This is a genomic window from Acidobacteriota bacterium (assembly GCA_003225175.1).
In the GTDB taxonomy this organism is placed as follows: Bacteria; Acidobacteriota; Terriglobia; order Terriglobales; family Acidobacteriaceae; genus Gp1-AA112.
Window position 1 is genome coordinate 1 of the sequence record QIBA01000062.1, and the last position, 17,359, is coordinate 17,359.

The window sequence follows — 17,359 nt, forward strand, 5'->3', positions numbered from 1 at the left end:
GTGAGGATTACGTGTGAATCGAACGTGCTGCCGAAGAGCTTTTCCAGTTTGCCCAAGCCGTGTTCCACCTGCTTGCGCACCGCGGGAGTGACTTCATACTGCCTTCCGGTGTACTCGACGTTCATTAACTCCCTCCTGAATACGTTGGTCCTCGTGGATCGAAAGGCTTTGCTGCGCTCTGTTACATGTGTCTGTAGGTTCCAGTTCCTCCTCTCGTAGAGATGCGCAGCACGCTGCGTCTCCACTTTGTGCACGGACAAACAGTCAGTTTCGTCTTTCCTGCTTGCATCGACAGACGCAGCATGCTGCGTCTCTACCAGTTCTGCAACCGTCAAAATCGCCAGTTCTAATCCTTCACGCGTCTCTGATGCGTGCTGGGAATTTTCATATCCTCACGATACTTGGCTACGGTGCGCCGTGTCACGTTGATTCCTTGCGATTGCAGAATGCGCGTGATTTGCTCGTCGGTGAGCGGACGGCGCGAATCTTCTTCTTCGATCAGCTTCTTCACCCGCCGCTTCAGGATCATCAGCGATGTGCCGCCGCCTTCGGGGCCATTCACGCTTTCGCTGAAGAAGTAGCGCAGCTCGTAGACACCCTGCGGCGTGTGCACATACTTGTTGGCAACCGCTCGGCTCACGGTGGAAGGATGCACGCCAATTTCCTCGGCCACTTCCTTGATCATCATTGGTTTTAGCTGGTCGATGCCAAGGTCGAGGAACTCGCGCTGGCGTCCGATGATCGCGTAGCAGGTCTTCAGGATTGTCTGCTTGCGTTGCTCGATGTTCTTCATGAGCTGAATAGCAGATTTATACCGCTCTTTCACATAATTGCGAACATCTTTTTCGGCGGCATCACGGTTGAGCAACTTTTTGTAGCCGGGATTCAGGCGAAGCACAGGAACGTCGTCTTCGTTCATCAGCACGAAGTACTCATCGCCCTGTTTCACGAAGGCAACGTCGGGCTCGATCAGCCGCGGCTCTACCTGGTTGTAGCGCTGACCCGGTTTGGGATCCAGTGTCTTGATGAAGTTCAGCGCATCCATCACCGACTCCAGCGGTCGTTGAATGGCGCGCGCAATATCCTTGTACTGCCGGTTTTGTACGTTGCGCAGTTGGGTTTCAACAATCGCGGTTGTTGTTTGAATCTGTGCGAGGTGCTGGTTTTGGACCTCGGAATCACCGTTCAGAACGCGATTGTTTACCTGATGCTCTAGATCCCGCAATTGCAGAAGCAGGCACTCGCGAAGATCACGAGCAGCGACTCCGACCGGATCCATTTGGCGTATAAGGTCGATTCCCTCGCGCAGATCTTCAATCGTGAAAGGAGCTTCAACCGGTTTCGCGCGCTCGACGCGGCTTACCGACGCCGGATTTGGTGCGACCGAAGGTTTGAGAGCCGGCGATGCAGCCGTCGCCATTGGCTTGGCGCCGACGTAGCTCCCAACCAGAACTTCCGCGGCTTCTTCAACGAAGGGATCGTCGTCCTCAGTATCAAGCGCAGCAGGAGCGGCAGAGCCTGTTCCGTTGACCGTCGGTGCCGGCGGAGCAATCTCGGATCCGGACGTCTCAAGTTCAATGCTTTCGCCGCGGGAAGCAGCCATCAGCTCTTCATCGGAGGCGACAAGATAACCGTCATCGTTCAAGTTGCCAATGACGAGTTCGGCCGCAGCGCGAACTTCCGGACTCACACTCATTGCTCCGAGCTGCCACATCAGGTGATCGGTCAAATTGCCTGGCTTGGAGAGAAAATTCTCAAACGAAGGACGATCGGAGCTTTCAAAGTCCTGTGGACTGCGGAATCCAGGATCGAGGTAGTCCTTGAAGTAAGTGCCGAAATCGATCTCATCGAACGGATCTTTTTTCTCACCAGCCTGCTCTCCCGCCGTAAGCGGTGGCTGTTCAGGAGCTTCCGCGCGCTCGCGATCAGCTTCGCGGCCTGCAACTTGATCGATTAGCGGAATATTGGATTCGAGTTCCTCCAGAACAGGATTCTCGACGATCTCTGCATTGATCATCTCCTTGAGCTCGAGTTTGTTCAGCGCAAGGACGCTGACCATCTGCACGAGCCCCGGTGTGAGGATCTGCTTCTGAGAGACCTTGAGATTAAGTTTGTTCTGAAGTAGGACCATTAGCCTTGAACGAGTGCTCCCGATCTGAATCTACGTGCTCTGCCCATTCGCTCTAATCACTGTTGTCCTGAGCCGAGGGCTCAGGATGACGGTTTTTAGGACTTGCAACAAAGTCGATACACCTCACACCAAAGAGAAGCTCTCTCCCAGATAAATTCTCTTTACCTCAGGATCATTGCCTAACTGTTCCGGCGTCCCCGAGCGGAAGATCTTGCCTTGATTGATGATGTAAGCGCGATCGGTCACCGACAGCGTCTCTCGTACGTTGTGGTCCGTGATCAGCACTCCAATTCCACTGGCCTTTAGATCAAAAATGATCTTCTGCAGGTCCAGCACGGCGATCGGATCAATTCCGGAAAACGGCTCGTCCAGCAGAATGAACGTCGGGCGAATGCAGAGGCATCTCGCGATTTCCACTCGCCGTCTTTCGCCGCCTGACAGCGCATACCCCCGCGTCTTCCGGATATGTCCGAGTCCGAGCTGTTCGATCAGGGTCTCCATGCGGCTGCGCCGGTTCTCCCAGGAGAGCGGCTGGGCCTCAAGGATGGCCATAATGTTTTCCTCGACCGTCAGCTTGCGGAAGACCGAGGGCTCCTGCGGAAGGTAGCTAATGCCGTAGTTGCGTGCCCGCAAGTACATTGGGACATCAGTGATGTCCGCCCCATCGATCGCAATTCGGCCCGTATCCGGCGCCACCAGCCCGACGATCATGTAGAAGCTTGTTGTCTTGCCAGCCCCATTCGGGCCTAACAAGCCCACTACCTCACCCTGATTTATGTGGAGAGTGACCCCGTTCACTACCCTCCGACCTCTGTAGGCTTTGCCTATCTGGTCGGTCGAGAGGGTTTGTTGCATCATTTCTTGAACCGAGTCTGAGTTATGGACGTTGAATTGCTACTATCCACGAGAACTCTACCATCGCGGTTAAAGAAGGTCAACGAAACTCCCGTAACTTGACCGTGTTCGGCATCAAAAATGCTAGGCGGAACGCCGGGCGATCCGGTTAGCACGAATTTCCCTTCATCGGCGGTATATATAAGGTGTGCGCCTAGAGCCTTTCGACCGGGTTGCTCGAGATGGATATCGCCCTCCGCATCAATCGTTTGCACTTCGCTTGGGGCACCTTGATCCGACGCTTTAGGAGTTCGCGCTTTCGCGTCTTCGGCTCCGGTCCGCGGCTTCAACGTGATGACGGCTTTGTTCGCGCGAAGCGTCGAATCGGCGCTGCGGACGAGAATGGAACCCTCGAAAATTGCTTTTCTTTGCGCGTCTTCATAATGCAGATGGTCCGCTTTCACCTCGACCGGAACGTCTTTCCCATTCTTGTCTGGCTGTACAAAAACTGTGGAAACCGGCTCACTGCTCTGGGTCCGGGCATCCAATGTTCGCCCATTTCGATTGAACTCCAAAACGGGAGCCTGGACGATGTTTCCACCCTGCCAGAGACGCGCGCGCCCTGAATATCGAGCGGAACCGGTGGAGTTCCTGGCAACCATCTGCTCGGCTGTCGCGTGAACCGCCTGGGAGGCGGAGAGCATCCCTCCTGACTCCGGTGTTTTTTGCTCGGCATATGTTGTTTTTACGTCTCCACTGGCCGAGGTTTCGCCGGTCGTACGATTCAGAATCAAACTGTTGCTGGTAAGTGCAGAGCCCGTGGACTCGTCCTTGTAACGGACATTGCCTTTGAGGCTCATAGAATCGGCAGCCTGGCTGTAGGTAGCTTGATCGGCCGTAGCGATTCTCTTGCCCTCCTGAATTTGCACGTTGCCGGTTTGAATCACATCTTCGAGGGTCTGAGTTTTGCCCTTGGTGAATGTCGCCAACATGTCCTGGCTCTGGCTAATTCGGTCGGGTTGGCCAGGCGTGCTGGAAATGATTTTTACCGGCGAGCTCCCGGCAAGGGTGGAAATGCGATTGTCGTCAGAGAATTTAACCTCAAGACGGCTGGCCGTGATCGTTGTCTTCCCGCTCTGGGGCTGAGAGCCAGTTTGGCCCGATTTCTGCACGGTAGGTAGCGCGATTTGGGCAGTTCCCACGCTGGTCGCTGTCTGCAGCCGGGTCCCATTGAGGATAACGAGATCAAGCCCATCACCGCGAAACTGTGTTCCCCGAGGCGCGAGTGCTTCTTGTTGCGCGACCGTGGTCGTGTTTGGCTGCTTGTCCACGAGCGACATATTTTTTCGCATTTCCGATTCTTGTTTGCCATTCTGGGATGCGGGAACCTGAACGAGATCGACGTTATCTCTGAGTTCCGCCGATTTAACCTGATTATCTGATCCGAAGCTAAGTATTATCCGTCCGGCATTTCCTCGCGATGCCGTCGAACCACTCGTTTCCCATGTGACGCCTCCGAAGAGATGTCCGCTGCTTGCCTGATTCTGCGGACCAAACGTGAAACTCGCTTGAGCGGTATGAAGCTGAGCCCGCCGCAATCCGCGAACGAGCGCATCGACTCCGCCGCCGGCATCAGCGCGCTCAACTGTCTTGTCGTCGCGCAGGTGCAACACAACATTCTGTGCCTGGAGTTTGCGAATAGCCGACTCGGCCCGAAGATCTTTTAGCCTCAATTCCTGTGATTCCTGAGCATAGAGAGCGCTGCCGGCTTGCAGCTTCGTTGGCTTTGGCCCATTAGTGAGGAGGTGGATGTCGGAGTGAAGCTGAAAAATGTTCTGCTTCGAATCATAAGTAGCGCCCAGCGCCGACCCAGTTCCTTGTGGCAAGGAGAAGTTTATTTTCTGAGTCGTCTTCGCAATGCCGCTGTTCTTGTTGAATGTCAGTCCGCTGGTTTCGAGGTGAAGGGGACTTCCGACCTTTTTGGGACTGGAGCCTGGAGCTGAGGTCGCCGGCTGCACTGCCTGAAGTTCAATCGAGACCCTTCCCTTGGCGGTGATGTCTCCGCTTTGCGCGTCATATTCAAAGTCGTCGCCCGAGATCTCATCCAGACGGTCCGATTGGCGCCCATATGACAGGATTTTGACCTTGTGTAATTCGGCTCTTCCGCCTTGCTTGTATCGAATCGCGTTAGCCGCACTCACGGAAAAGATCGTGTGCCCGCCAGCAGCCTGCGAATAAGTGAAACCCTCGGTGTTCTGCTGAATGTTCACCCCTAATTTTGTCGGGAGGTCATGGATTGCCCTCTGTACGCGATACCGCGCATAGATGTAGAAGCCGGCGACCACTGCGACCATGAGCAGCGCCGAGAATCCTAACCAAAATCGCAGACGGGTGAAAATTGAGGGCACCAGATGAGGTTACAGGTTACAGAGAACAGGGTACAGCGCGCGGAATGAGAGAGTCTCTAATTGAGGTACTATTCGTTTGTTCTTTGCTGTTCGGAGAATCGATGCGAGGCGCAAGCATGACTCAGTCAGATGTCCGCGAATACAAAGCTCAGGCAGGTTCAACCGGGATTTTTGGGCGAGTAATCGGTAGTGCACGGCATCATCATTTCGTTGTAGACGGACCGGTGCAGAATGGCTGCCCCGGCGAGGCAATTACTCCCGCAGAACTATTCCTTTCCGGTGTAGCTGCTTGCGGCGTCGAGTTGGTGCAAGTGCTCGCGAAGTCGGAGGCTATCCCAGTGAAGGGAATTGCCGTTGATATCCGGGGCACTATTGATCGCTCTCGCCCGCCACGCAAGGACGTCTCGCTCTTCAACTCGGTGAAACTGAGTTTCCGAATGAAAGGTATAAGCGAGCAGCAAGGCCGGCGTTTGGTCGATCTGTTCAAGGGCAGATGACCGCTCTATGGCACGGTCGCAGTTGCGACCGAAGACGTCCAAGTCAACCTCATTGTCGAAGCTTAACGGCCAACAATGCTTTTCGGGAAGACGCGTATGTGCCGCTGGTGATTTATCCTTCCCCGCATGTTCAAAGGATCTACTGCCTTCCTGATCTCTATGTTCGCAATCTGCAGCGCTATTGCGCAGAATGCGCCTCAAGCCGCTCGGGAGTGGACCGCCGCTCATCGTCAGCAGATTCAGGATCAATTTACCAACCTGTTGGCCATTCCAAACATTGCCAGTGATACTGCGAATATTCGCCGCAACGCTGAGACTCTTGTCGGAATGCTTAAGGAGCGCGATGTCGACGCGCGGCTTTTATCCATCCCGGACGCTCCTCCGGTTGTGTACGGAGAGATTCATGTCCCTAAGGCGCAGCACATGATCGTCTTCTATGCGCACTATGATGGCCAGCCAGTGACGCCGGCCGACTGGGTGGGCGGAAATCCATTCAAACCTGCATTCCGCCTCGAGAATGGCGAGACCCGCATTTACGCGCGATCTGCCTCCGACGATAAAGCCGCGATCCTCGCGCAATTGACGGCCATTGATGCCCTTCACGCAGCTCACATTCCGCTAAAGTCGAGCATTCGCTTCGTGTGGGAAGGGGAAGAGGAGGCCGGATCACCTCATCTCGAGCAAATTCTCGACGCGAATCGCAATCTGATCGCTGGAGACGTGTGGCTGGTCTGTGATGGTCCTGTCGATCAGAGTGGCGCGCAGTCTGTGGTCTTTGGAGCGCGTGGGGATACGCATCTCGAAATTACTGTGTATGGCCCGCGGCGCGAATTGCATAGTGGACATTACGGCAATTGGGCTCCGAACCCCGCAATGATGCTCGCGCAACTGCTCGCGGGCATGAAAGATGACGGTGGTCGAGTTCTGATTCCTCACTTCTACGACGGGATTACTGCGCTAAGCCCGCTCGAACAGGACGCGATCGCAAGGGCGCCAAAGAATGACGAGAAGCTAAAGCAGGAACTCTGGCTAGGTCACGTGGATGGCGGAGGCAAGCCCCTGCTCGAAGTGCTGAACTATCCCACGCTGAACATCAACGGAATTTCTTCTGGACGCACCGGTCCGCGGGCCAACAACATCATTCCCGCTACGGCTACTGTCGATCTGGATCTGCGTCTGGTAGTGGGAATCGATTGGCACGAACAGCAGGATCGCGTGATTGATTACATCCGGTCGCAGGGATACTACGTCACCGATCGCGAACCCGACGCGCAGACTTTGATGACGCATCGTAGAGTGGCATTCGTAAAACGTGACTCCGGCTACAACGCCGTGCGCACACCCATGGATTTACCGATTGCTAAAGAAGTGATCAAGGCGGTCGAAACCGCCGACCAACCGGTTGTCCTCTGGCCAACGATGGGAGGCAGCGTCCCCTTAGGAGCAATCGAACGCGCAGCCTCGACGCACACAATTACCGTCCCCATCGCAAACTACGATAACAATCAGCACAGCGCGAACGAGAATATCCGCCTGCAGAACTTATGGGACGGAATCGAGACAATGGCTGCGTTGATGGCGATGGATTAGCTGGACCTAATTCCAGGAACAACTGTGGCTGCGTCTACTGCGTCACTGTGAGGTTCAACTTTACCGTGTGCTGAATGGATCCAGAGATTCCGGTAATGGTAACGCTGAAGTTCCCGGTCGCCGCAGTCGGAGTGTTGGTTGTACCCCCTGTACCGCCGGTTACGGGGGAGCCCGAAGATCCCGAGAGCGTTGGGGAACTCCCACCGCCTCCGCAACCGAGGAACAATGTAAAGAGAAGCAGCAGCAATCCTAGTGTCATGTGCTTGTGAAGTCTTCTTACGGGCCTTGGCAGTGCGACAAGCAGCAATCCCACTATGGGAACTACCGTCGCGAGTGAGGCGCTCAGAGGCAGCGCCATGGAGGACGAGGATGCGGCTTTTGCAGTGAAGGTCATCATGGCGAATCCGCCCGCTAAGATCCTCCCGGGATCGAAGCTGCAGGTTACACTCGCCGGAAGCCCGCTGCACGAGAGCGTGATACCGGCCTGGAACGCCGGATTGGGATACGCGTAGATCGTCGCCGTAGTGGATTGCCCAATCTTCACCGTTCCAGTCGAAGCGGAGGCGCTAAGGGCAAAATCTGGCGTATTGATCGGAAATGTAATTGGCTGAGCAGGACCTCCCCCAGGAGCTCCGTTGAAGACCGACATCTGCAATGTCGTGCCTGCCGTAATCAGGTTGGAAGCGGGTACTTCGAGTATCAAGTCGGTTGAACTGAAGACAAACGTCGGCACCGGCGCTCCATTTACCAGTCCAATTGCTGTGTAATTGAACTGTTTGCCGGTCAGCTCCACATAAATGTCGGAAATATCCGTGACCCAGGATTTTGGAGACACTGCGGTTATGCTTGGCACAAGGTTCGTCAGCAGCGTCGATTTCCAGGTTACAGCCGAGTTCGACGTCAGACTCGGGGACTTGAAGCTGAGCTGCTGCGCGACTTTCGCCGTGGCCTGCACTCCAACGCCGGCTGTGGCTCCGTTATCGCTCGCTGTGCAGCTTCCTCCGAATGCCGTTTGGGCATAGTTGAACAGCAGATCGGTGGTGTTCTCAAAAAACAGTACTTCGAACGACACAGTTTCGGTTCCGTCCGTTTTGCAGCCGGCATGGGCCATGTTGCGCCATTCAATCACCAGTTCCCGATTCGGAGCCGTTCCATTCACCGTCCAAAAAACGTTTCCCGTGGCGGTTGGGACGAGGTTGTCCCAATATGGAGCAATCAGAGTGTTTGCATAAGCATAAGGCAAAGCTAATGGAGCTGAAGGAGCATAGCTGTCGAGGCTGAGCCAACCATTGTCGCTGACTAACACGCCCTCGTAAGCTCCCCCGGCAAAAGAAATCGGAAACGGTGACTGCACAAATGCAAGGCTCTCGTCGGTCAGCTTCAAACTCGTTCCAGTGAAGGAGCGGTATTGAAACGGTGTTGACGCGAAGGCGTATGGATCCGCGGCCACCTGGATTTGCTGGCCGCCGGGAAATGCCACGGTGTACACGCCAGCCTGGTTGGGCGTGAACTGGCCGGAAAAGATACCATCGCCAGGGTCCTGGTCAGGCGCAGTGCCATCATCATGCAAGCTAACCTGCTGGCCTGTCGGAGTCACGGCTAATGCCACTGGGCCGGCCGGTGATGCGCAACTGATGTTTAACAGTGCGATGTCGACCGGCTGTCCTGAACTGGCAAGAACGTTGGCCGATTGCGGTTTTAAGGGAGCGCTCACGGTGCGGCCCTGACAAGTAAGAGAATTCAGCGCGTTCAACCTGCTCTGGGTGACGCTCGCCGCCACCGTCGACAGCTTGTCACCGCCGGCAAGGATCAGATTGCGGATCGCCTTCCAGTCCCGAGTTGGGTCTTGGGCTTTCAGCAACGCGGCAACTCCGGTCACATGCGGCGTTGCCATGGAAGTGCCGCTGAAGACGCTGTAAGTATTGTCGGGCGTCGTGCTCAGAATCTCATCGCCGGGAGCAGAAATCGATACAGAATGTGCCCCAAAGCTGGAGTAATAGCTTTGAGTGTCGGTAAAGTCGTTGGCCGCAACCGCGATGATATTGTCGAGGGCAAAGGTGGCGGGATACAACGGATATATTCCGTCGTTGTCGCTGTTGGAATTTCCGGCCGCGGCGATCACGAGGATTCCGCGCTTGCGGACTCCGTCAATGGCGTCGTAGAGCGCCTGAGAATATCCGTATCCTCCCCAACTATTACTGGTGGCGATAATATTCACGCCACGATCCCTCATCATGGCCATGTAGTTGAAACATCCGATCGCGCCCGCATCGGTACCGCCATTCAACCCCAGGAACTTGCAGGTGAGAATTTTTGCCTTCCAATTCACCCCTGCGACGCCACGTCCGTTGTTGCCGGCTGCACCTAGAATGCCGGCAACGTGTGTACCGTGATGCACGATGTCGGTAAGGTCGCTGTTATTATCGAGAGTGTTGATCCCGTTGCAGTCGTCAACGTAGCCATTGCCGTCATCGTCGATTCCGTTGTTGTTGCAATCGGCTTCGTTTCGATACACATTGGCGCTGAGGTCCTCGTGGTTGATATCCAGTCCGGTATCGATGAGGCCGATAACAAGGTCACTGCTCCCGGTCGTAATGCTCCATGCTTCGAGCGCGTGAATATCCGCACCCGGCTTTCCCGATGTGGGACCTTGAAAAAATGGGTAAGGAAACAAAATCGGCTGCCCGGTATTGTGCATGTTCCACAGGTCGTGAAAATACGGGTCATTCGGCGGACCATCGAGCGCCTTGCGGATGTAGTTCGGCTCGGCATACAGCACAGATGGATCGCTTCGGTAAGAGCCCAGTGCCGAATTGAAATCGACTCCGGGAGCGAGCTGTACAAGCTGCAACCCGGGGAGCGTCGTGAAACTGCCCATCACCTTACCGGCAGCAGTCGCACGCGATTGCGAACTGGACATCTGCGCTGTCGATGGGCGATACCGAACCAGAAGCTGGTTGGGAACGTACTGCGGTGTGCGATCCCGCATGCCGCTTCCAGCGAGATCCGCCTGTTGCGCCGCTACATTGATAGAGAACGCTACGAGAAGAGAAGAAAAGACAATCCGAGGAGTGGGGCGCATGGGGAGGACTCCTGACAAACGTGCCAGGAAGGCACGTCAACAAGCCGGAGATAATATCGAAAGATTTGAGCGAAGGTCAAAGGTTACTGTTTAGTAATAGTTCCAGTTTAGAACAAACTCTGTGCTCTACAAGCGCAAAGATTAAAATGGGATTAAGATTCCGCAGTTAGAAGCACTCTATGTGGGCTATGCATGCCTTGCCTTGGCTATCGGTACGATCGAGTCAGCCACAAAACCAACGAGAGAAGCATGAACGTCCGAGGCCTTTGCTTCCGGTTCCCATCTTGGTTTTGCTTGAATCGACGCAAAATCAGGTAGCCTGTTTTCGTGCCGAAGGAAGCAGCCAAAGAAGTGCTCTCTCTCGAGGGGCATGAAGTCACTATAAGCAATCCGGATAAGCTGTATTTTTCATCGCAGGCGCGAGTCTCTAAGTTCGACCTCGTAGGTTACTACCTGTCGGTTGCACCCGGTGCGCTCGCCGGCATTCGGGATCGCCCGATTGTGCTCAAACGATTCGTGAATGGAGCCGAGGCGGAGGCGTTTTATCAGAAGCGCGCACCCGCTCAGCGGCCCTCCTGGCTGCGAACCGTTACGCTATCGTTCCCTTCCGGCCGAACTGCAGAAGAGATTGTCGTAGATGATGCGGCTGGCCTCGTCTGGATCGTGAATCTCGGGTGCATCGAGCTACACCCACATGCGATTCGCTCCAGCACTCTTGAACATCCGGATGAATTGCGCATCGATCTCGATCCGGTGCCGGGCGTGAGCTGGGCCGATGTGTGCCGCGTCGCTCTCGAAGCACAGGCCTTGCTCGAAGAGGTGGGACTTCGCGGCTGGCCGAAGACGAGCGGTTCACGCGGGATGCATGTAAATGTACGCATTGAACCGCGCTGGACGTTCACTGAAGTACGGCGCGCGGCGGTCGCATTGTCGCGCGCAGTGGAGCGGCGTGCGCCCGCTCTGGCCAGTTCGAAGTGGTGGAAAGAAGAGCGACATGGCGTCTTCCTTGATTACAACCAGAATGCGAAGGACCGGACCACCTGCTCGGCATATTCGGTACGTCCGCTTCCCGACGCTCGTGTCTCGACTCCGCTTCATTGGCACGAAGTCCCAAATTGCGACCCCGCCGACTTCACGATATTCACTGTTCCGGAGCGCTTCGCGAAAATCGGCAATCCACATGTGGAGATGGATGCCACAGCTGGTTCGCTTGAAAAACTACTCGAACTCGCGGAACGCGACGAAGCCGCCGGCCTCGGCGACGCACCCTGGCCGCCGCACTTTCGCAAGACGGCAGGGGAAGCATCTCGAGTAGCTCCGTCCCGCGCTAAATCAGCTGTAAAGAAGCCGCGCATCAAGATGCCTCTTATCGTTGTTGCGAATTCGCCAGATAAGACCTCCGCCCTCGCGGGTCTCGAAAGGTGGAAGGCGAAACACGCCCAGATAGCCGGTTTTCTCGCGATCGACGACGTCCTAGTCGACTCGATGCGAGGCCGGTCATCAACCTGGACGCGCATCCGAATTAACTTGCGCCATGTACCGGAAACGCTTCGGCCGCCGCAGGAAACTCCCGACCCCGATGATGATCCCACACGGGATTGGCGCGAATTGCGCAAACATGGCTAAGCGGTCAGCACGCAGCAATCAGCGCCCGTGCGGGAAGATCTCTGCCAGTTCTTGCGGTGGAACCACTTCGAGCTGGGCATATGTGCAGTCGCTCGGCTTTTTGTCAGTTCGCCATCGGCGGAACTGCGCGATATGGCGGAAGCGGTTGCCTTGCATGTGATCGTAGGCAACTTCGACTACCAATTCGGGACGCACTGGTTCCCACGACAAGTCCTTTCCTTGGCTCCAGCGACTCTGGCCGCCAGGCATGCGCTTCGGGACCTCGACTCCGCTTTCCCCAGGATCGCTTGCAAACTCCGCCCAGTCCTTCCATGGATGGGACGCGAGCGCCTCGATGCGATAAGGATCGAGAAATTTAGCCAGTTCCCGGCGCTTCTCAGCGCTGAAGCTGGAACAAACTCCGACGTGCTGCAAGGAGCCGCCATGGTCAAAGAGTCCCAGGAGCAACGAGCCGATGAGAGTGCGATCACCCTTCTTGTACCAGCGAAATCCTGCCACGACACAGTCGCAGTCGCGCTCGTGCTTCACCTTAAGCATCACGCGTTTGTTGGGTTCGTACGTTCCTGAAACGGGCTTGGCTATCACGCCGTCCAGACCTGCGCCCTCAAAGCGACCGAACCAGTCGGATGCGATGCGGTGATCCGAAGTCGCCGGTGTCAGGTGAATCGGTGGAGGCGCAGATGAAATTAGGGACTCCAGTTCGCGCCGTCGGGTCTGGAATGGCTCGCCTCGCAGATCCCGGTTATCCCGGCACAGCAGATCGAAAAAAACAAACGACGCGGGAGTCTTTCTGGAAAGAAGATTCACACGGGAAGCGGCTGGATGCAGGCGCAGCTGCAAGGCGTCGAAGTCAAGACCGTCATTCTTAACAATGACAATCTCCCCATCAAGGACAGACCGAGAGGGCAACGCAGAGCGCAACGGCTCAAGCAGCTCGGGAAAATACCGGTTAAGCGGTTTTTCGTCGCGGCTCTGGATCAGGATCTCATCGCCATCGCGAAACACGAGCGCGCGAAAGCCATCCCACTTCGGCTCGAAAATCCAGTCTCCGTCGGCGGGTAATTCACTCACCCGCTTCGCAAGCATCGGCAATACCGGCGGATTTACAGGAAGGTTCACGCCTAATGGTATTCCGCGCAAACCAGCTTGCGCTTGATGAAGCTTGAGCTTTTTTAGAGGCTCGAAGTTGAGCCCTGAAAAGGGGCCTTCTTAGCCCTGGCCACTTCCGGTTCAATCGTCAAAAGTCGGACGCGCGGCGGTTCCGCATGAGCGACTGGTCTCTCCCATAAGAAAAAGGTGAACTCAGGATCCGCCTACTCGAAGCGCAGTGCTTCCATCGGATCCACGCGCAGCGCGCGATGCGCTGGGATGGCTGCGGCAATCAGCGTGATGATGATGGTGAACACACCAGCCAGGCTGTAGACCAGCGGATCAGTCGGGCTTACTGCGACCAGGACTGACGAAACTACGCGAGCCAACGCGGAAGCGACCAACGCGCCGACGAACAACCCCGCAACAGCGAATCCCATACCTTGCCGGATTACCATCTGCATGATGTCGCGTGGTTGGGCTCCGAGCGTTACCCGGATGCCGATCTCACTCGTTCTCTGCGCCACCGAGTAGGCCATCACACCATAGAGACCGATCGTTGCCAGCAGTAGTCCTAATCCGCTGAGCACGCTCAGGAGACTTGCGGCGATCTTTGCGCCAAAAAGCGACGCGGAGATGTACTCAGTCATCGGCTCGGCGTCGAAGATGGTGAGCCCTGGGTCGATGCCTGCCGCTTCACGTCGCACTGCGGCAATAGCTTCGTTCACTGATCCAGTGGTGCGCACATGGAAGGTAAGACCATACTCCGGGCGGAAGATCTGGCGGATAGGAATATAGAAATATGGCTGCGGATTCTCAGTGACGCGATGGTATTTGCTGTTCTTCACCACGCCGACAATGGTGAACCACTGGCCCCAGCCACGCACTTTGTGTCCGAGAGCATCGCGGTTGGCGAGGAAGCGGCGCACGAACTCCTGGTTGACGATCATCACTTTCAGAGAGGTGGGATCGTCGCGCAAATCAAAATCGCGGCCTTCGATCAGCGGAATCTTCATCGAGTTGAAGAAGCCTGGCGAGACCAGATCGCGATAGATCTTCATGTTCTCGCTTGGAGCCTGTATAAAACCTTCCACTTCGAGGCCTTCCCAGTTCCCGCCGCTGAAGCCCAAGGGCACTGAGTCGTCGTAGCTGACTGCGGTGACTCCAGGCTGTTGTTCCAGCCGCTCGCGCAGTCGGAGGCAAAAAGCGTCGATCTGTTGTGCGTTGTAATTTGCGGTGGAGAAATCGAATTGCGCGAGAGCGACTCCATCGGGGGAGAATCCCGGATCCATGGCGCGCGCGGTCTGAAAGCTCTTAAGGAAGAGTCCGGCTCCGACCAGGGCAACTACGGCGAGCGCTACTTCGGAGCTGACTAGCAATCCTCGCAGACGCTGGGAATGAGTACCCATGGCTCCGCTGCGTCCGCCCTGCTTGAGGGCTTCGTTCACGTTAGCTCGCGTCGCATGCACAGCGGGAACCAGGCCGGACAGGATTACGACGCCGAATGCCAAGGCGGTAGTGTAGGCGAGTACTTGACCATCGAGAGGAGGCTGCAGCATTGCCGGACGGGCGACTGCCGGCAGAAGCCATTGGATCGCACCTCCGAGTAGGCTGGCCAGCGCGAGACCGCAGCCGGCGCCGGCCGTAGCGACTAAGAGCGTCTCGGTTAAAAGCTGTCCTGCCAATCGCACGGGAGCCGCGCCAAGTGCAAGGCGGATGCCGAATTCCTTCTGCCGTCCAGTGGCGCGGGCTAAGAGCAGGTTTGCGAGATTGGCGCAGACAATCAGGAGGACGACGCCGCTCACGCCCATGAGGATCGCAATCGGCGTGAGCAGAACCGATTGTGTTCCGAAATGGGATTGCCATATGGGCAACAATGTAGCCCCGACACCCTGGTTGGTATCGGCATCGACCACGGACATGCGGCTGGCGAGCGCTTGCACTTCGTCTCGCGCCTGCTCGATGGTCGCGCCAGGCGCCAGCCTAGCCAAAGCTCGTAATCGAATCCGGTGCGCGTGCCGTGGAAGCTTGCAGGAGCTAGTCCGATAATCGTCAGCACCGTGTCGTTCAGGCGCAGGGTAGATCCGATTGCGGAAGCATCCGGGTGGTAATGGTTCGTCCAGTAGCCGTGGCTGATGACTACAACCGGGTGCGCATTCTGCGTGTCATCGCTTTCCGCGCCGGAGAAAAAGCGTCCGGCTTCGGGCTTGAGCCCCAGCGTGTCGAAGAAGTTGCCGGAAACCATCTCGCCCCAAACACGCTCGGTCTTGGGACCATCTCCGACGGCGAAAACATTTCCAATCCGAGCCGACACGAAATTGACCAGCCGCAGATGATCGCGAAAATCGGTGAAGTCGAGGTAGGAGGTTGTAAGCGGCTCGCGGTCGGCTGCCATGTTCTCGATGGCCACGATGCGTTCGGGCTGCGCGGCTCCGGGTATAGGATTCAGAACCATTGACCGCATCCAGCTGAAGACGGTGGTATTGGCGCCGATGCCGATCGCTATCGTAAAAATGGCAATCGCGGTGAAGCCGGGGTTCCGCACTAACGCTCGCAGGCCGTAGCGTAGGTCACGTACGAGGTTGGTCATGGCAGCTAGTCAGAGCGCAAAACGCTCGCCGTTTCAACCTGTTGATAACACGTATGATTGCCTGATGTGATTCGCCTGGAGTGTCCGTTCTTGGGAAAAGCTGTTCGGACGGCGCGGCCGCGGCGCGCCTCGCAGAGGTTTTGGGGTTAGGACGAAGCTGCTGAGTGGACTAATGGTCCTGCTTCCGTTCACGATGGCCGACTTTTTGTCATTGCGCGATCTCAGTGACTTCCTTGCCGCTGGCTTACGTTGGCCCGACCAAAAACTCGCGCGGCGGTCTCTAAGAATCTCAGCGCTCGAACGCCTGCATCTCGTGGTCGTACAATCAAATAGGATTCAGTTCACCCGATGACCCGATCACTCGATCATTTGATTACACTCCCGGCCGATTTCCCAATGTTTTATGTCCTTTAGATCCGGCTTCGTCTCCATTATCGGTCGTCCCAATGCGGGAAAGTCTACGCTGCTGAATGCGCTGGTTGGCGAAAAGGTCGCGATCGTTACGCACAAGCCGCAGACTACGCGGCATCGCATCCAGGGATACGTCAACGTGAAGGGCGGGAAGGGAAGACCGCCGGGACAGATTGTGCTGATCGATACTCCTGGCGTGCATAAGCCCGATTCGCCTCTGGGCAGCCGGATGATGCGTGAAGTGAGCGCTGCGCTCCAAGAGCGCGATGTGGCTCTTCTGATCGTTGATGCTACGCAGCCGTTCGGCAAGGGCGACCAGTTTGTTCTCGAGCTGTTCAAGAACGTGAGTTCGCCGGTGATCTTGCTCTTGAATAAGATCGATCTTATTGACAAGCGGAAGTTGCTCGAGATTATCGATCGTTACTCCAAACTGCGCGATTTCGCTGAGATCATTCCCATTTCGGCAGTGAAACATAACGGATTGGACGAGTTAGTCGATGCGTTGCTCAAGCGACTGCCGGAAGGTCCGCGTTATTTCGAGAAAGATCAGGTCACCGATCAGCCCGAACGAGTGCTTGTCGCCGAGATGATTCGCGAACGCGTTCTCATCGAAACCGGCCAGGAAGTGCCCTATGCCGTAGCGGTGAAGGTTGAACAATTCGAAGAAGGCGACAAGCTGACCCGCGTTGCCGCAGCGATTTATTGCGAGCGTGAAGGACAGAAGGCGATTCTGATTGGCAAAAGTGGAGCGATGTTGAAGCGTATCGGAACATCCGCGCGCAAGCAGATCGAACGTCTGCTGGGTAAACAGGTATTTCTTGAGCTGTTCGTGAAAGTCCGAGAGAACTGGCGCAATTCAGAGGCGGCTCTGGACGATCTGGATTGGCGGAATCGAGTGAGTTGAGCGCTCTTCCCAATAGACTTTTCTTTTCCAGCACGCGATCAAAAAAGCTTTTGGTTTTTCTAAACATTCAATTTAAAAGGTTTTAGTCTTGACTGAGGAATCAGTTTCCTCCTAGGCTCGTCAAGCCGTTTTACATCGTGGAAGGGACGTTTAAGCAGCGAGCCTTTCCTGCGGCATTCATCTTTTTCGAGGTGTGT

11 protein-coding genes and 1 pseudogene are annotated in these 17,359 nt (G+C 56.0%); 5 read left to right on the forward strand and 7 right to left on the reverse strand.

Annotation, left to right across the window (positions count from 1 at the left end; all coding sequences use genetic code 11):
* From DMG62_18195 to DMG62_18210, 4 genes are all read right to left on the reverse strand, one after another.
* Positions 1 to 125 (reverse strand): ribosomal subunit interface protein (locus DMG62_18195; GenBank protein PYY21475.1); only part of this gene is annotated, 125 nt, incomplete at its 3' end.
* A gap of 221 nt (positions 126 to 346) precedes the next feature.
* Positions 347 to 2,131, reverse strand: a complete 1,785-nt coding sequence (rpoN, locus tag DMG62_18200; protein ID PYY21476.1) for an RNA polymerase sigma-54 factor — start codon at positions 2,129 to 2,131, stop codon at positions 347 to 349.
* Positions 2,132 to 2,254: 123 nt separating this feature from the next.
* Positions 2,255 to 2,986 (reverse strand): LPS export ABC transporter ATP-binding protein, encoded by a 732-nt coding sequence (lptB, locus tag DMG62_18205; protein PYY21506.1) that lies wholly within the window; start codon positions 2,984 to 2,986, stop codon positions 2,255 to 2,257.
* Positions 2,986 to 5,319 carry a hypothetical protein gene (locus DMG62_18210; GenBank protein ID PYY21477.1) on the reverse strand — a complete coding sequence of 778 codons (2,334 nt, stop codon included), beginning with the start codon at positions 5,317 to 5,319 and terminating at the stop codon, positions 2,986 to 2,988. Before DMG62_18210 ends, lptB begins: the two co-directional genes overlap by 1 nt.
* A 98-nt stretch (positions 5,320 to 5,417) precedes the next feature.
* Here DMG62_18210 and DMG62_18215 point away from each other — a divergent pair, with 98 nt between their 5' ends.
* Positions 5,418 to 5,870, forward strand: a complete 453-nt coding sequence (locus tag DMG62_18215; GenBank protein ID PYY21478.1) for a hypothetical protein — start codon at positions 5,418 to 5,420, stop codon at positions 5,868 to 5,870.
* 159 nt (positions 5,871 to 6,029) lie between these two features.
* Positions 6,030 to 7,460: a peptidase M20 gene (locus DMG62_18220; GenBank protein PYY21507.1), complete on the forward strand. Its 1,431-nt coding sequence runs from the start codon at positions 6,030 to 6,032 to the stop codon at positions 7,458 to 7,460.
* Between the two features lie 34 nt (positions 7,461 to 7,494).
* On the opposite strand, the gene DMG62_18225 is transcribed toward DMG62_18220, so the two are convergent.
* Positions 7,495 to 10,542 (reverse strand): hypothetical protein, encoded by a 3,048-nt coding sequence (locus DMG62_18225; GenBank protein PYY21479.1) that lies wholly within the window; start codon positions 10,540 to 10,542, stop codon positions 7,495 to 7,497.
* Positions 10,543 to 10,869: 327 nt separating this feature from the next.
* On the opposite strand from DMG62_18225, the gene DMG62_18230 reads away from it, so the two are divergent.
* A complete protein-coding gene (locus tag DMG62_18230) occupies positions 10,870 to 12,168 on the forward strand; it encodes a DNA primase (GenBank protein PYY21480.1) in 1,299 nt (432 codons plus the stop codon).
* Positions 12,169 to 12,186: 18 nt separating this feature from the next.
* Here DMG62_18230 and DMG62_18235 read toward each other — a convergent pair whose 3' ends face one another.
* Both DMG62_18235 and DMG62_18240 read right to left on the reverse strand, forming a co-directional pair.
* Positions 12,187 to 13,287 carry an ATP-dependent DNA ligase gene (locus tag DMG62_18235; protein ID PYY21481.1) on the reverse strand — a complete coding sequence of 367 codons (1,101 nt, stop codon included), beginning with the start codon at positions 13,285 to 13,287 and terminating at the stop codon, positions 12,187 to 12,189.
* Between the two features lie 194 nt (positions 13,288 to 13,481).
* A pseudogene (locus DMG62_18240) lies at positions 13,482 to 15,778 on the reverse strand (ABC transporter permease).
* A gap of 241 nt (positions 15,779 to 16,019) precedes the next feature.
* Here DMG62_18240 and DMG62_18245 point away from each other — a divergent pair.
* Both DMG62_18245 and DMG62_18250 read left to right on the forward strand, forming a co-directional pair.
* Complete coding sequence (locus DMG62_18245) at positions 16,020 to 16,199, forward strand: hypothetical protein (GenBank protein ID PYY21482.1); 180 nt, start codon at positions 16,020 to 16,022, stop codon at positions 16,197 to 16,199.
* 51 nt (positions 16,200 to 16,250) lie between these two features.
* On the forward strand, positions 16,251 to 17,162 hold the full coding sequence (locus tag DMG62_18250) for a GTPase Era (GenBank protein ID PYY21483.1): 912 nt from the start codon (positions 16,251 to 16,253) through the stop codon (positions 17,160 to 17,162).
* Positions 17,163 to 17,359: the final 197 nt, after the last annotated feature.

Coding starts and splice junctions, on each gene's coding strand:
- DMG62_18220 (PYY21507.1), top strand. CDS start 6,030: ATGTTCGCAATCTGCAGCGCTATTGCGCAGAATGCGCCTCAAGCCGCT.
- lptB (PYY21506.1), bottom strand. CDS start 2,986: ATGCAACAAACCCTCTCGACCGACCAGATAGGCAAAGCCTACAGAGGT.
- DMG62_18225 (PYY21479.1), bottom strand. CDS start 10,542: ATGCGCCCCACTCCTCGGATTGTCTTTTCTTCTCTTCTCGTAGCGTTC.
- DMG62_18210 (PYY21477.1), bottom strand. CDS start 5,319: ATGGTCGCAGTGGTCGCCGGCTTCTACATCTATGCGCGGTATCGCGTA.
- DMG62_18245 (PYY21482.1), top strand. CDS start 16,020: ATGGTCCTGCTTCCGTTCACGATGGCCGACTTTTTGTCATTGCGCGAT.
- DMG62_18250 (PYY21483.1), top strand. CDS start 16,251: ATGTCCTTTAGATCCGGCTTCGTCTCCATTATCGGTCGTCCCAATGCG.
- rpoN (PYY21476.1), bottom strand. CDS start 2,131: ATGGTCCTACTTCAGAACAAACTTAATCTCAAGGTCTCTCAGAAGCAG.
- DMG62_18215 (PYY21478.1), top strand. CDS start 5,418: ATGAGAGAGTCTCTAATTGAGGTACTATTCGTTTGTTCTTTGCTGTTC.